The organism is Formosa sp. F44 (assembly GCF_056238645.1).
Genome location: NZ_JBWDLJ010000002.1, coordinates 539,389 through 554,796 on the forward strand (window position 1 = coordinate 539,389; position 15,408 = coordinate 554,796).

Genomic DNA, 15,408 nt, shown 5'->3' on the forward strand with positions numbered 1-15,408 from the left:
TATTTAAAAAAAAGAAATTGTGAAATAATGTACATTTGTAAACTTAATAGCAATTTTAAGTGAGAGACTCTATAGTCATTATCCCTACATATAACGAGATTGAAAATATCGAAGCCATAATCAGGGCTGTGTTTTCTCAAGAAAAGGAATTTGATGTTCTGGTTGTCGACGATAATTCGCCAGATTTAACTGCTCAAAAAGTAAAAGAATTACAACATGAGTTTCCTGGGCGTTTATTTTTAGAAATCAGGCAAGGCAAATCTGGTTTAGGAACCGCTTATATTCATGGATTTAAATGGTGTTTAAAACAGAACTACCAATTTATCTTTGAAATGGATGCCGATTTTTCTCATAATCCAATAGATTTAGTGCGTTTATATAACGCTTGTACTAACGAAGGTGCAGATTTATCTATCGGATCGCGCTATGTAAAAGGCGTGAACGTAGTAAATTGGCCTATGAATCGGGTATTAATGTCTTATATGGCATCTAAATATGTGCGGGTAATTACAGGAATGAATATTCACGATACCACAGCAGGTTTTGTATGTTATAAACGTGAGGTGTTAGAAACTATAGATTTAGATAAAATTAAGTTTGTGGGGTATGCCTTCCAAATTGAAATGAAATTTAAAGCGTACATTAAAAAGTTTAAAATTGAAGAAGTTCCTGTTATTTTTACCGACAGGACAAAAGGGGAATCTAAATTAAGTTCAGGGATTATTTCAGAAGCCATTTTTGGAGTAATTACAATGAAATTGAAAAGTATATTTTAAAGACAGTAACATTATGCAACCAAAACAAGTACTAATTAAGAATGCTAAGATTGTAAATGAAGGTAGTATTTTTGAAGGCGATATTTTAATTGAAGGCGATTTGATTAAAGAAGTTGGAGAATCTATAAGTGCAAAATCTTCTAATGTACAAGTTTTTGATGCAGAAGGAAAATATGTGTTACCTGGTGTAATAGACGATCAAGTCCATTTTAGAGAACCTGGACTCACTGAAAAAGCAAATATAGAAACCGAATCTAGAGCCGCAATTGCTGGAGGTATTACGTCGTTTATAGAAATGCCTAATACTATACCGCAAACAACAACTATAGAGAAACTGGAAGAGAAATTCGCAATTGCTGCCGAAACTTCTTATGCCAATTATTCGTTTATGTTTGGTGGTACAAACGATAATTTAGAGGAAATTTTAAAAGTAGATACCAAAACTGTAGCCGCTTTAAAACTATTCTTAGGATCGTCTACCGGAAATATGTTGGTAGATAACCCAAAAGTTTTAGAAGAGATATTTTCTAAGGTAGACATGTTAATCGCCGTGCATTGCGAAGACGAAGCAACTATTAGTGCCAATTTAGAAGCATATAAAGAAAAATATGGCGATGATATTCCAGTTAAATATCATCCAGAAATTAGAAGTGAAGAAGCGTGTTATTTATCGTCTTCTAAAGCAATAGAATTAGCAAAGAAAACAGGGGCGCGTTTACACGTGTTTCATCTATCTACAGGAAAAGAAACTCATCTGTTTTCGAACAAAATTCCTTTAAAGGATAAGAAAATTACTGCCGAAGTTTGTATTCATCATTTATGGTTTACCGATGCCGATTACGAGAAAAAGGGAACCTTTATAAAATGGAACCCTGCTGTTAAAACAGAAAAGGATCAAGATCAGCTTTGGAAAGCATTATTAGATGGACGTATAGATGTTGTCGCAACCGACCATGCACCGCATACGTTAGAAGAAAAACAAAATATTTACACCCAAGCACCGTCTGGAGGTCCATTAGTACAACATGCATTGCCTGCCATGTTAGAAATGCATCATCGTGGTAAAATTTCAATAGAAAAAGTGGTGGAGAAAATGAGTCATAATCCAGCCATTTTATTTCAAGTTGAAAAACGCGGATTTATAAAAGTAGGGTATTATGCCGATTTAGTTTTAGTCGATTTAAATAATCCATGGACGGTAAACAAAGAAAATATTTTATATAAATGTCAGTGGTCTCCTTTTGAAGGGACAACTTTTAAATCTCGTATAACGCACACCTTTTTAAATGGTGAATTAGTATATCAGAATTTTAAATTTAATGATGTTAAAGCAGCAAAACGTTTAACTTTTAACCGATGAACCGTTTAATAGGACTATTTTTTGTACTTGTAAGTGTAACTGCTTGTCATCAAGTTAATAAACCAGAGCCACCAGAAGATCTGATTCCTAAAGATAAGATGGTGAATATTATTATAGATATGAGTTTGTTAACTTCGAGTAGAGGAGTGGATAGGCATGTGTTGGAAAAAAATAACATTTCTTTAGAAACCCTCATCTACGATAAATACAATATTGATAGTCTTCAGCTTGTAAAGAGTAGTGAATATTATTCTTATTATATGAAAGAGTATGAAGGTATTTATCAAATTGTGAACGATAGCTTAACAAAGCTAAAAGACAAGTATACGCTTGAAAATGAAAAGGTAGAAGAGGTAAAGAAAAGTATTAAAGATTCGGTCTCAAAACCCGTAGACTCCCTTAAGCTTAAAAAAGAAAGGGCAGAACAAATGGCTGTGTTAGATAGTTTAAGTACGTCGAAAAAAAAGGATTAATTATCGCTTTTATAATGTTTTGAGATGGTCTGTATACAAGCTTCTATAGGCGTCCAATTGTAATGTAATAGCGAGGTGATTTTTTCGTTGCTATAATCGGACTTCGAATTTATTGTTTGTGCCAATTGTTTACTTAAAAATCGGTCGTGTCCGGTTAATTTGTGGCGTAACCAATCTAACCTCCACGCGAGTTCTGCTTGCCAAGGTTGTACCTCTTTATTTGGTAAACTTACCCCTAAATGTGTTGCCATACTTTGTAGAAATTGTTTGTAACTCCAATGCTCTGAAACCAAAATATAGTTTTCATTTTTTATTTCAGAATTCATGAGTAAAATCATGATCTCTACTACATCCATAACAGCAACAAAACCTGTAACTCCATTGGTGTAGTATTTAGAACCCATAAATACACGGTTAAATAAATGCCCTGTGCCATGGTCCCAAATGCCACTTCCTAAAATAACACCAGGGTTTACAATAACGGCATCTAATCCTTCCTGAGTACCACGCCAAACTTCCATTTCTGCGCCATATTTAGTAATCGCATACACATTGTTATCTTCTTCAGGATTCCAAAAGGTGTCTTCTGTAATAGGAGCATTCCCTAACGATTTACCTAAAGTTGCTACAGAACTTACATAACATAGTTTTTTAACGTTATGCGATAAACATAAATTTACTATGTTCGCTGTGCCTAGAGTGTTGGTCTGCTTTAAAAGATAGTATTTGTTAGGCTCGAAAGATACCAAAGCGGCACTGTGATACACGTGGGTAATGCCTTTAAAAGCTTCGGTTAAATCTGGAATGTTTAGCAGGTCGGCGTGTACCCATTCAATGCGATTAAAAAGCGGATCTACCTGATCTGTATAATAGGAAAAGACTTTTTTTACAATATCAAGTTTTTGCTCCGATCTGTAAATTGCTCTTATTTTATCGTTGTTGCTTGCTAATCTGTAAAGTAGATGTGAACCAACAAGTCCTGTGCCTCCTGTAACTAAAATCATAAAACTAAGGTAAAGAATTATTTAATATAGGGGTAATTATACCACGATTTTTATCTTTGCAGGAGATTATTAAAATTTAGAACTAATGACTGGAAATTTTGTTGAAGAATTAACATGGAGAGGTCTTGTGCATGATATCATGCCTGGAACCGAAGATCAATTAAATAAAGAAATGACAACAGCCTATATTGGCTTCGATCCTACTTCAGATTCTTTACATATTGGAAGTTTAGTCCCAATTATTATTTTGGTTCATTTAGAAAAAGCGGGTCATAAACCTATGGCTTTAGTAGGTGGAGCAACCGGAATGATTGGTGATCCTTCAGGGAAAAGCGACGAGCGTAATTTGTTAGACGAAGAGGCTTTAGCAAAGAATGTCGCGGGAATTAAAAGTGTATTATCTCGATTTTTAAATTTCGATTCAACTGCTGAAAATGCGCCAGTTCTTGTAAATAATTACGACTGGATGAAAGATTTCTCTTTTATCGATTTTGCACGTGATGTTGGTAAACGTATTACCGTAAACTACATGATGGCGAAAGACTCGGTAAAGAAGCGTTTTTCTGGGGAAGAAGGAAGCATCGGGATGTCGTTTACAGAATTTACTTACCAATTAATTCAAGGTTACGATTTTTATCATTTACATAAACACCACAACTGTTTATTACAAATGGGAGGTAGCGACCAATGGGGAAATATTACAACAGGAACCGAATTGGTAAGACGTATGAATCCTGGTGTAGAAGCCAAAGCATACGCCATGACGTGTCCGTTAATTACAAAAGCAGACGGTTCTAAATTTGGAAAAAGTGAAGGCGGAAATGTGTGGTTAGATGCCGATAAAACTTCGGTTTACAAATTCTACCAATTCTGGTTGAATACCACGGATGAAGATGCTGAAAAGTATATAAAAATATTTACATTTTTAGATAAAGCGACTATCGAAGCTTTAATTGCTGAGCACAAGGAAACACCACATTTAAGATTGTTACAAAAGAAATTAGCCGAAGAGTTAACCACATTTGTACACTCTAAAGAGGAGTTTGAAAATGCTGAAAAAGCATCGAATATCTTATTCTCAAAATCATTTAAAGCGGATATTAAAACCTTAGACGAGAAAACATTTTTAGACGTGTTTGAAGGTGTGCCAATGGCAGAAATAGCAAAAGCCGATCTTGAAGACATCGATATGATAGCTGTACTTGCTGCAAAAACAAATTTCTTAGCCTCTAATAGTGAAGCTAGACGTGCGCTAAAAGAAAATGCAGTTTCGGTAAATAAAGAAAAAGTAAAAGAAGATTATAAAATTAGCGCAGACGATTTAATAAACGATAGTTATATCATTATTAATAAAGGGAAGCGTAATACGTATATTATAAAAGTGGTTTAAAAATAATGAAGCCGGATTATAAAATAATCCGGCTTCAAAAAACCAACTAACCATTAAAAACTATCTTCGCTTTACTACGAAAGCTCCGAAGTATTATAATAGTCGTTGTTATTTCAATAAACTTTCAGGCTATTTTGTGAAAAATGTGTTAAAGTATTAAGGACTAAAATAATAGCTTAAAGCGCCATTAAATTACATCCTCGAATATCAGAGTTGTCAAAACGGCCAATCACTTCAAAAGCATTATCTCCCGTAATTTTTCCTAAATCTTGAGTCGCTATAAAGGCACAAGAATTTACATTTGCCAAATCAATTACATTTATTCCTCCTGTTTTACCGTCTGTTTGTATGGTAAGTGCATCTTCTGGATCTCGTGTTAAAATTTTCATCCATGGCGGACAGTTAAACACGCCATGACCTTTAGAATAACCTTGGCTTAAAAGTTCTGTCATGCCATATTCACTATGGATGTCATTAACCCCAAAACCAGCTTTTAAAATATCGTGTAATTCTGTTCTAATCAGTTCTTTTCGTCGCCCTTTCATACCTCCTGTTTCCATAATAATGGTATGTTTTAATTGAAACTGATGGGCTTCAACTAAATCTAACAACGCAAAAGATACCCCAATTAATAGTACCTTTTGTCCGCTGGAGTCTAATTCAATTAACTTCGATTTTAATTCCGATAAATTATTCAAATAAAAGCCACTTTCTGGGTGTTCAGATTGGTTAATCATATCGTTAACCATATAAATTAAAGAGGAGCCATTGCGTTCTAAATAAGAAGGCAACAAGGCCAGAACCACATAATCTTTAATATCACCGTAAGCTTGTGCAAATCCTTTTCTAAAACTGTCTTCGTAAATAGACGTATCGGTAACTAAATGTTTACTAGTCACACTTCCCGTAGTACCGCTACTAGAAAATGTACATTGTACGGCTTCTGTAGAACTTAAAATGTCTCTGGTTTTAAAAAATTCGATGGGTAAAAACGGAATGTCTTTATAGTGTTTTATATCGCTAGGGTGAATGTAAAGCAAGTCGCAAAACGACCTGTAGGTTCGGTTATTCTTAAACTGAAATTTAAACACATTTAATGCTTGTTCATTAAATTGAGCTTCTGTTTTAATATTAAAAATATCCTGAGTATCCATCATAGTTTATGTAGTGAAAACAAGAGCAAAAATAGTTAAAATAAAAAAGCATTGCCAATAGCAATGCTTTTAATATAGGTTTCGATACAATTTTGTGAAAACTGTAATTTTATCGTACTACAAGTTTTCGAGTTGTAGAAATGTTGTTTTCTTTAATCTTGATAATGTAAATCCCTGCATTTAATTTAGAGATATTCATTTCTTTACCAAAAAGCGTGGTTTGTAAAATAGATTTTCCTAAAACATTAAAAATCTCAATGTCTTTGGTAAGGTTCTTCTTAGTTACAATATATAACTTACCATTACTTACAGGATTAGGGTAAATAGAAAGGTCCTCTATGTTTTGAGTAGTATCTGCGTTTACAGCCTGTGCCTGTATATCATGCGATATCATAAAAAACAGAGAAAAAAATAAAAAAGTAAGTAAGTAGTTTTTTACCATAAAAATCTAAATATTATGTAAATATACGAAAAAACGGAATCAAAATCTATGCCTAAAAATATTAAACTGTAGTTTTACGTGCTCCAGATTATTACAGTGTAAGATTCAGGTTACGTTATTGTTATTAAAAGAATTGTTTCCTATAAATGAATGTTATATATTTTACCTTTGAAGATTGAAATAACATTTTAATAAAGTAAAAATGAATATAAAAATTTTGTTGGTTGATGACGAGCCGGATATCTTAGAAATTGTAGGTTATAATTTGTCTTCTGAAGGTTACGAAGTCGTTACAGCAGAAAACGGAATTGAAGCTGTAAAAAAAGCTAAAAAAGAAAAGCCACAACTTATCATTATGGATGTCATGATGCCAGAAATGGATGGTATTGAAGCTTGCGAACAAATTAGAAATATTCCTGAATTAAAAGATACAATCATTACGTTTTTAACAGCTAGAGGAGAAGACTACTCTCAAGTTGCTGGATTCGATGCTGGTGCCGACGATTATATTACAAAACCTGTAAAACCAAAGGTTTTAGTAAGTAAGGTTAAAGCTTTATTAAGACGTTTAAAAGAAGAAACTGTTAACGAATCTATTGTAAAAATAGGAGATCTTATTATTAACAGAGACGAATATAAAATTGTTTTAAAAGACGAAGAAATAGTATTACCAAGAAAAGAATTTGAACTTCTTTCGCTATTAGCATCTAAGCCTGGAAAAGTATTTAAACGTGAAGAAATTTTAGATAAAGTATGGGGTAACGAAGTTGTTGTTGGCGGCCGTACTATAGATGTGCATATTCGTAAACTTCGTGAAAAAATTGGAGACGACTGCTTTAAAACAGTAAAAGGTGTTGGGTATAAGTTTGTAGATTAATGGCCAAAACAATTAAGAAAACATACAAGTTTGCGTTTAAAACCGCATTCTTTTCTGCTGTGTTAGTCGCCTTATTACTTACTGTTTATTTATATGTTTTTTTTACTGTAAACATAATACATATCTTAGGGTTTAGTCTGTTCTTTTATGTGGTCGCTTTTATCATTATACAATATCGCGTAGAACGTTTTATTTATAGACGGGTAAAGAAAATATACGACGATTTAACACTTCTGGAATCTACAAGTCTTCGCAAAAAACCAATCACCACAGATATGGTTACGCTTACGCAAGAAATAGATAAGTACGCCCGTGATAAAAAGTTTGAAATTGAAAGTTTACAAGTTAGGGAAGAGTATAGAAAAGAATTTTTAGGAAATATTTCTCATGAATTAAAAACGCCTCTTTTTACCGTACAAAGCTATATTCTAACCCTAATTGATGGAGCTGGAGAGGATAAAAATATTAGAGAAAAATATTTAGATCGAGCAAGTAAAGGTGTAGAGCGTCTTATTTTTATTGTTAACGATTTAGATATGATTACCAAATTAGAAGTAGGTGATTTAAGTCTGAAAATAGAAAAATTCGATATCGTAGAACTGATTTCAAATGTGTTTGAAATGTTTGAAATGAAAGCTTCAAAAAAACGCATTACGTTAACTTTCGATAGATTGTATACAGAGCCTATTTTTGTGAATGCCGACAAAGAACGCATCCAACAAGTATTAACAAATTTGGTTGTAAATTCTATAAAGTACGGTCACGATAAAGGAACGACAGAAGTTAGTATTGAAAATCTAATTAAAAATAAAGTCATTGTTCGTGTTACGGATAACGGTGAAGGGATTACACAGAATAATATTCCGCGTTTATTTGAACGTTTCTACCGTGTGGATAGAAGCGGATCTAGAAAAGAAGGTGGTTCTGGTTTGGGGTTAGCCATTGTAAAGCATATTATCGAAGCTCACGACGAAAAAATTTATGTGGAGAGTGATCTTGGAGTAGGGAGTGAGTTCTCATTTACTCTAGAAAAGACTAAATAAATCTTTAAAATCTACATTCGTATTCTGTCCGTTTAATCCTTTGTAGTGCTGAATGGTTTCTAATTTATCGATTGTAAAATCATTCTGTTTACAATACGGTACAAGGTTTAATTCTTCTAAACGCTTGGCTAAATACTCTTGCTCAAACTGACCAGGAGTAGGGATAAAAAATGCTTTTTTACCCAGAACAGAAAGATCCATAACTGTAGTGTATCCCGAACGACAAAGTACTGTTTTACTCGCATTTATTACATTCTCTAGTTGCTCGCCTGCCATAAAATTATAGATCGTTATATTGCCTTCTGTGGTAACGGTTTGCTCGTTTTCTATGACGCCACGAACGCATAAAATACGTCGCGGATCGCCTTTAAAAGCATTCAATAATTGGACTTCCAAGAGTGTGCGTTGTGGTTCTGGTCCAGAAAGTAAAATTAATAAATGGTAAATTTTTTCCAGCGGTTTTCTTTGGAATCTACTTAAGGGGCCTAAATATTTTAGCGGAATTTCAATGCCTTTCATATGGCCAAGTTTTCCACTCAAACTCGGTTCGTCTTCGTGATCGGGTACCCAACAGGCATTAAATTTTTCAATCACTCGCTGGTGCATTTTTGTGCTTAGCCAAGTGGTGGTTCCGCTTAACACTTGTAATTGATGCGTTATAAAAACCGAAGGGATTTTTTTGCTGTGTACCCCAAGACGATTATCCGAAATTATGCCATCTATATTATAAGTGTCTATAAGTTCCTTTGTTGCTTTTTTTTCAGCTTTTATAGCTTTTAATAGTTTTGGAGAATCTTTAAGAAGTTTCAACTTAAAAAAATGTCCTTTTTTGGCGTAAGTAATGTCGTAAGCAGGAAGTTCTATAGTTTCTACAGTAGGAAATTCTTTTTTTAAAAGCGCCAAAGCAATACCATCGCTAGCAATTACAGGTGTGTAATTATGTAAAATTAATTGGTTTATAATTGGGATGCATCGTGTGGCATGCCCTAACCCCCAATTTAATGGTGCGATAAGTATTCGTTTCTTCATAATAAAAAAGCAAGATAAACCGTGCTATGTGTTCTGGTTTTGTACCCAATCTCTTGATAAGGATGTTTAAATATCTAAAAAATGTTTTATTTAAATATGTCTAAAAGCTTATAAAACGGTTTATAAATCATTAAATTTTAAAACTAAAGGAGAAAAAATTGTAAAGTAGAAAGAGTCTGACGTATTTTTGTCCCTGATTTTACAAGAAAAATTTTTAAAAGTGGGGAGCAAAAACAAACTTAAGCGATTTAGAGAAAATGAAACCTTTGATAATGTGTTTCAGCCAAGTCGCGAAGAATTAGTCGAAGAAAATTTTGAATTAAAGGGACACTGGAACGAAAAAGTGTTTAAAAACAACAATCCTTTAGTTTTAGAATTAGGATGTGGTAAAGGTGAATATTCGGTTGGGTTAGCTCAGAAATTCCCAGATAAGAATTTTATTGGTATCGATATTAAAGGCGCTCGTTTTTGGAGAGGAGCCAAAACTGCTGTCGAAGATGGTATTCCAAATGTTGGATTTTTAAGAACGCAAATAGAATTAATCCAACATGCTTTTGCTGAAGGAGAAGTTGACGAAATTTGGATTACGTTTCCAGATCCGCAAATAAAATATAAGCGTACAAAGCACAGAATGACCAACACCGATTTTCTTCAGAAATATAAAAGTATTTTAAAACCTGATGGAGTTGTAAATTTAAAAACCGACAGTGAATTTATGCACGGTTACACTTTAGGGTTGCTACATGGTGAAGGACATGAGGTTTTATATGCAAATCACGATGTGTATAAACAAGAAGGAAGCCCGGAAGAGGTTACCGAAATACAAACGTTTTACGAATCTCAGTATTTGTTAAAAGGTAAAGCGATAACGTACATTAGATTTAAAATTAAATAAGGTTTGAATATTACGCTAATCTTCTTTTTAGGATTTATAGTGTCCCTCGTGGGCGTTATTCCACCTGGTTTGTTAAATATGACGGCAGCCAAAATCAGTCTAAAAGAAGGAGCTAATCGAGGTATGTTTTTCTCGATAGGTGCCTGCGTAGTTGTATTGATTCAAACATTTATTGCCGTTATTTTTGCAAGATTTCTTACACAGCGTCCCGATGTAGTAGATGTTTTACAACGGGTGGCACTTGTGCTTTTTATTCTATTATCGGTATATTTCTTTTTTATTGCTAAAGGCGATGGTGATGTAGAGAGTACAGACGCGCCAGATATTCGTAGTAAGAAAAGTAGATTCTTTCAAGGCATGCTTATGTCTGCCCTTAATATGTTTCCCATCCCATTTCAGGCGTACATGAGTGTTACACTCGCTTCTTTTGGATGGTTAACTTTCGAACAGTCCGATATTTTATCTTATGTGTTTGGTGCTGCTACAGGCTCTTTCGTAATGCTTTATATGTACATGTTCTTTTTTGATAAAATTCAGAGTCAGCGCTTTAAGTCACAAAAAAACATGAATAGATTAATAGGGACTATTACTGCTGTAGTAGCCTTAGCAACCTTATTTCAAGTTATAAAAGATTCTTTATGAAACCGGAAACACTTCATTTTTTTGACAGAGTATATGAAGTCGTTAAACAAATTCCTTCTGGTAAAGTAACTAATTACGGAGCAATTGCTCGGTATTTAGGTGCTGCTAAAAGTGCTAGAATTGTAGGCTATGCCATGAATGCATCTCATAATATGGACGATGTTCCTGCCCATCGTGTAGTCAATAGAAATGGTTTACTTACGGGTAAGTTTCATTTCGACGGTACAAATCTCATGCAACAATTGTTGGAAAACGAAGGTGTAGAGGTGAAAAACAATCAAGTTAAAAACTTAAAAGATTACTATTGGGATCCCAACGAAGAACTTAATCTTCACGATACTATTTAAAAACCTTAAACACACAAATCGCTATGAAAAGATATCTCATAATTTTTTTAATATTTATAAGTTTTGTGTCCTGCCAAAAAGAAAAAGACGTTAGTTATACCGTTAATCCTGGGGTGTCTTGGGAATTAGCTCAAGCTAGAAAAGCAAGATTGTCGGATATTAATTACCACCTAAATTTTAATGTGCCGAAAGAAAAATCTGAACCTATTTTAGCCACATTAGAGCTATATGTTACAATAAATGATAATTCGACGCCCTTAGTTTTAGACTTTAATCCTAATAATTCCAGTGCACCTAGAGCACTTATAGATTCGGATACTATTGAAAGTATTCAGAAAAACGAACACCTTATTATTCCTGCCAAATACTTAAAAACAGGAGAGAATAAATTTCTAATAGAATTTCAAGCTGGCGATCAGTATTTGTATCGAAACGACGATTATTTATACTCGTTATTGGTACCAGATCATGCACGAGGTTTATTTCCGTGTTTCGATCAGCCTAACTTAAAAGCGGTCTTTAATTTAGAACTTACAACGCCTAAATCGTGGACGGTTTTAAGTTCTACTTATCCTAAAGTAGTTTCAGAAACCGAGTTTAGTTCTACTTACATTTTCGATACATCTAATGTAATGAGTACTTATTTGTTCTCCTTTGTTGCCGGAGAGTTTGATGAGGTTGTTCGAGATAATCATCGGTTTTTGTATCGCGAGCACGATTCCCTTAAAATTAAGGAAAGCTTAGATCCTATTTTCGAATTGCATAAAAAGTCTTTCGATTTTTTAGAAGGCTATACAAATTACGATTTTCCGTTTAAGAAATTAGACTTTGTAGCGATTCCATTCTTTCAATTCGGTGGTATGGAACATGTTGGTGCGATTCAGTATAAGGCATCATCATTGTTTTTTGAAAACTACATGCCTAAATTAAAACATTGGGGGCGAGCAAAATTAATTGCACACGAATCTGCGCACATGTGGTTCGGAAATTTAGTAACAATGGATTGGTTTAACGACGTTTGGTTAAAGGAGGTCTTCGCGAATTTTATGGCGGCTAAAATTGTAAATCCCAATTTCCCAGAATTGAATTTCGACCTTTTAAATTTGGTTACTACAGCACCAAGTGCATATAATGTAGACCGTACAAAAGGGACAAACGCTATTCGTCAACATTTAGATAACTTAAATGATGCCGGAAGTATGTACGGTGATATTATTTACAAGAAAGCTCCAATAATGATGAATCAGTTGGAAATGCTATTGGGCGAAAAACAATTTCAAATAGGCGTGCAGGAATATGTAAAAACTTATGCGAATTCCAATGCAACTTGGGACGATTTAATTGCCATTTTCGATGCTAAAACCGATACAGATTTAAATGCTTGGAGTGAGGTTTGGGTAAACCAGACGGGAAGACCGGTGTTTACAAACCGTATTGTTTACGAGAATAACAGTATTCAATCTTTAATTGTGGAGCAAACGGCCGAAGATGGAAGCGATAAATTGTGGCCTCAAAAATTGGAGGTTGCTTTGGTGTACTCCGATTCTATCGCGAGGAGAACCGTTTTAGTAAATGGTAAATCTCAAGAATTAAAGGCGTTCGCGGGCATGCCAAAACCGCAATCGATTGTTTATAATAGCAATGGTTATGGTTATGGTGTTTTCCCGATAGATTCTACTACGGTATTACATAATTACAAAATTCAGGATGAAGTAGTAAGAGCTTCAAATTATATTAATACTTACGAAAATGCACTGTCTGGTACTATTCCTATTAAAACAGCTTTGGATGGGTTTTTAAGCGGATTAGAACATGAAACTAACGAATTAATTATTGGGACATTATCTTCAAATTTCACAAGTTTATATTGGAACTTTTTAAATGAAGACGAGCGTTTAAAACTGCAAGGTGAATTTACATCAATCCTATGGCGTAGATTAAATATGGATGTAACAACATCGGTTAAGAAAAGTATATTCGGAGCTTTCTCGAGTTTGGCGTATCAAGGTGAAAGCTTAAATCAACTTTATCGTATTTGGAATAAAGACATCACAATTAAAAATTTAAAGCAAAACGAAAAGGATTATACCAGTCTAGCGATGAAGCTGGCGTTGTACAATCATCCAAAACGGGATGAGATTCTAGAGAAAGCAGAAACACAAATATCTAGCCAAGACGATAGAGATCGCTTCGTATTTTTATTGCCGGCATTATCAGCGAAGGATGAAGAGCGAAAAGCTAAATTTTTGTCGTTTAAAGATGTCGAGAACAGAAATCATTCAGATTGGGTAGGAACGGCGAGTCATTTTATTCATCATCCCTTACATCAAAAAGACGCCATTCACTATGTTGCGGTAAGTTTAGAGATTTTGGAAGATATTAAAAATACTAGCGATTTGTTTTTTCCAAAGAAGTGGTTAGATGCTACAATTGGAAAATATCAAACTAAAGAAGCGCAAGATATTTTAGAAACTTATTTAAAGGCAAACCCTAATTTAAATCCGCAACTACAGGCTAAAATTCTACAGGCTACAGATAATTTAAGTCGTTATCAGAAAGTGATTACAGACTAGTGTTTTTATCGCTTAATTTTAAGTAATCAGTTGTAATTGTGTGGTTTTTTATAAGTACAGATTTTTAGGTTTTTATTGCGGGCAAATTAACAGTTGTAATTAACAAATTTTTGCTAATTAAGTGCTTCAGTTTCTAAACAATTCACAGTATATTTGTGACTTAGAATAAATCTAAATAAATAATTTCTGAAAATAATGTAAGGGTTTCAGTAATAGCTCTTCTAAAAGCTTCTCTAGCTTTATAATTTCACAAATAATATATTAAAATGAAGATACAAAAAGAAGATGTTTTTAAAGCATTACAAACTATAACGGTTCCTGGAGAAGGACAAAATATGGTTGATAGTGGGGCTGTTAAAAATGTAATAGTTTTTGGTGATGAAGTTGTTGTAGATATTACCATTGCAAACCCGAGTTTACAAGCTAAAAAAAGAACTGAAGTCGATATTTTAAAAACCATTCACGAATTAGTTTACGAGAAAGCTAAAATTAAAGTGAATTTAAAAGTTGAAGCTCCAGCGGCTAAGCCTAAAAATGAAATTAAAGGGAAGCAAATTCCTGGTATTAAAAATATAGTTGCAGTAGCGTCTGGTAAAGGTGGCGTAGGGAAATCTACAGTAACTGCAAACCTAGCGGTAACTTTGGCAAAAATGGGATTTAAAGTAGGTGTTTTAGATGCCGATATTTATGGGCCTTCTATGCCAATTATGTTCGATGTTGAAGCCGAACGCCCGTTATCGGTTACCATTGATGGAAAACCAAAAATGAAACCGGTCGAAAATTACGGCGTTAAAGTATTGTCTATCGGATTCTTTACAAAGCCTGATCAAGCTGTGGTTTGGAGAGGGCCAATGGCTGCAAAAGCGTTAAATCAGATGATTTTCGATGCACATTGGGGAGAACTTGATTTTCTATTGTTAGACTTACCTCCTGGAACAGGGGATATTCATTTAAGTATCATGCAATCGTTGCCAATTACGGGAGCAGTTGTGGTAAGTACGCCACAAAATGTTGCGCTAGCCGATGCTAAAAAGGGTGTTGCAATGTTTCAGCAAGAAAGCATTAATGTTCCTGTATTAGGAATAATTGAAAACATGGCGTATTTTACACCTGAAGAATTGCCAGATAATAAATATTATATCTTTGGTAAAGAAGGTGCTAAACACTTAGCCGAAGATTTACAAGTTCCGTTTTTAGGAGAATTACCATTGGTACAAAGTATTCGTGAGGCAGGAGATGTTGGTCGTCCGGCAGCTTTACAAACAGCTACTATCTTAGAGAAATCTTTCGAAAAAATTACGCAAAATGTAGTGGAAGAAGTAGTGAAAAGAAATGTTGATTTACCACCAACAGAAGCAATTAAAATTACCACGATGGCTGGTTGCTCATCAGTTAAAAAATAA

At 34.1% G+C, this 15,408-nt stretch carries 15 protein-coding genes; 11 read left to right on the forward strand and 4 right to left on the reverse strand.

Annotation, left to right across the window (positions count from 1 at the left end):
- Positions 1-59 precede the first annotated feature (59 nt).
- From AC0UBM_RS07310 to AC0UBM_RS07320, 3 genes are read left to right on the forward strand one after another with little or no spacing between them, the layout of a single operon-like run.
- Positions 60-776 carry a polyprenol monophosphomannose synthase gene (locus tag AC0UBM_RS07310; RefSeq protein WP_475688183.1) on the forward strand — a complete coding sequence of 239 codons (717 nt, stop codon included), beginning with the start codon at positions 60-62 and terminating at the stop codon, positions 774-776.
- Positions 777-789: 13 nt separating this feature from the next.
- On the forward strand, positions 790-2,136 hold the full coding sequence (locus AC0UBM_RS07315) for a dihydroorotase (protein ID WP_475688184.1): 1,347 nt from the start codon (positions 790-792) through the stop codon (positions 2,134-2,136).
- Positions 2,133-2,609: a DUF4296 domain-containing protein gene (locus AC0UBM_RS07320; protein ID WP_414035572.1), complete on the forward strand. Its 477-nt coding sequence runs from the start codon at positions 2,133-2,135 to the stop codon at positions 2,607-2,609. Before AC0UBM_RS07315 ends, AC0UBM_RS07320 begins: the two co-directional genes overlap by 4 nt.
- Here the strand turns inward: AC0UBM_RS07320 and AC0UBM_RS07325 are convergent.
- The gene (locus AC0UBM_RS07325; protein WP_475688185.1) at positions 2,606-3,613 is read right to left on the reverse strand and encodes an NAD-dependent epimerase/dehydratase family protein; all 1,008 of its coding nucleotides are present in this window, start codon (positions 3,611-3,613) and stop codon (positions 2,606-2,608) included. The two genes, AC0UBM_RS07320 and AC0UBM_RS07325, sit on opposite strands and share 4 nt — an antisense overlap.
- A gap of 85 nt (positions 3,614-3,698) precedes the next feature.
- On the opposite strand from AC0UBM_RS07325, the gene tyrS reads away from it, so the two are divergent.
- Entirely contained in the window at positions 3,699-5,003 is a 1,305-nt protein-coding gene (tyrS, locus tag AC0UBM_RS07330; protein ID WP_475688186.1) for a tyrosine--tRNA ligase, read from the forward strand.
- A gap of 176 nt (positions 5,004-5,179) precedes the next feature.
- Here tyrS and AC0UBM_RS07335 read toward each other — a convergent pair whose 3' ends face one another.
- Both AC0UBM_RS07335 and AC0UBM_RS07340 read right to left on the reverse strand, forming a co-directional pair.
- Positions 5,180-6,157: a LuxE/PaaK family acyltransferase gene (locus AC0UBM_RS07335; RefSeq protein WP_475688513.1), complete on the reverse strand. Its 978-nt coding sequence runs from the start codon at positions 6,155-6,157 to the stop codon at positions 5,180-5,182.
- Positions 6,158-6,266: 109 nt separating this feature from the next.
- Entirely contained in the window at positions 6,267-6,551 is a 285-nt protein-coding gene (locus AC0UBM_RS07340; protein WP_414035568.1) for a T9SS type A sorting domain-containing protein, read from the reverse strand.
- Between the two features lie 250 nt (positions 6,552-6,801).
- On the opposite strand from AC0UBM_RS07340, the gene AC0UBM_RS07345 reads away from it, so the two are divergent.
- A complete protein-coding gene (locus AC0UBM_RS07345) occupies positions 6,802-7,476 on the forward strand; it encodes a response regulator transcription factor (protein ID WP_414035567.1) in 675 nt (224 codons plus the stop codon).
- Positions 7,476-8,519: a sensor histidine kinase gene (locus tag AC0UBM_RS07350; protein ID WP_475688187.1), complete on the forward strand. Its 1,044-nt coding sequence runs from the start codon at positions 7,476-7,478 to the stop codon at positions 8,517-8,519. The genes AC0UBM_RS07345 and AC0UBM_RS07350 overlap by 1 nt, the downstream gene beginning before the upstream one ends.
- Here AC0UBM_RS07350 and AC0UBM_RS07355 read toward each other — a convergent pair.
- Complete coding sequence (locus AC0UBM_RS07355) at positions 8,502-9,548, reverse strand: glycosyltransferase (RefSeq protein ID WP_434037461.1); 1,047 nt, start codon at positions 9,546-9,548, stop codon at positions 8,502-8,504. The genes AC0UBM_RS07350 and AC0UBM_RS07355 overlap by 18 nt on opposite strands.
- Before the next feature lie 220 nt (positions 9,549-9,768).
- On the opposite strand from AC0UBM_RS07355, the gene trmB reads away from it, so the two are divergent.
- From trmB to AC0UBM_RS07380, 5 genes are all read left to right on the forward strand, one after another.
- Entirely contained in the window at positions 9,769-10,443 is a 675-nt protein-coding gene (trmB, locus tag AC0UBM_RS07360; protein WP_414035564.1) for a tRNA (guanosine(46)-N7)-methyltransferase TrmB, read from the forward strand.
- Between the two features lie 3 nt (positions 10,444-10,446).
- Positions 10,447-11,085 carry a LysE family translocator gene (locus AC0UBM_RS07365; protein ID WP_414035563.1) on the forward strand — a complete coding sequence of 213 codons (639 nt, stop codon included), beginning with the start codon at positions 10,447-10,449 and terminating at the stop codon, positions 11,083-11,085.
- A complete protein-coding gene (locus tag AC0UBM_RS07370; protein ID WP_414035562.1) occupies positions 11,082-11,432 on the forward strand; it encodes an MGMT family protein in 351 nt (116 codons plus the stop codon). The genes AC0UBM_RS07365 and AC0UBM_RS07370 overlap by 4 nt, the downstream gene beginning before the upstream one ends.
- Positions 11,433-11,455: 23 nt before the next feature.
- Positions 11,456-14,005, forward strand: coding sequence for a M1 family metallopeptidase (locus AC0UBM_RS07375; RefSeq protein WP_475688188.1), 2,550 nt, complete (start codon positions 11,456-11,458; stop codon positions 14,003-14,005).
- 266 nt (positions 14,006-14,271) lie between these two features.
- Positions 14,272-15,408, forward strand: a complete 1,137-nt coding sequence (locus AC0UBM_RS07380) for an Mrp/NBP35 family ATP-binding protein (RefSeq protein ID WP_475688189.1) — start codon at positions 14,272-14,274, stop codon at positions 15,406-15,408.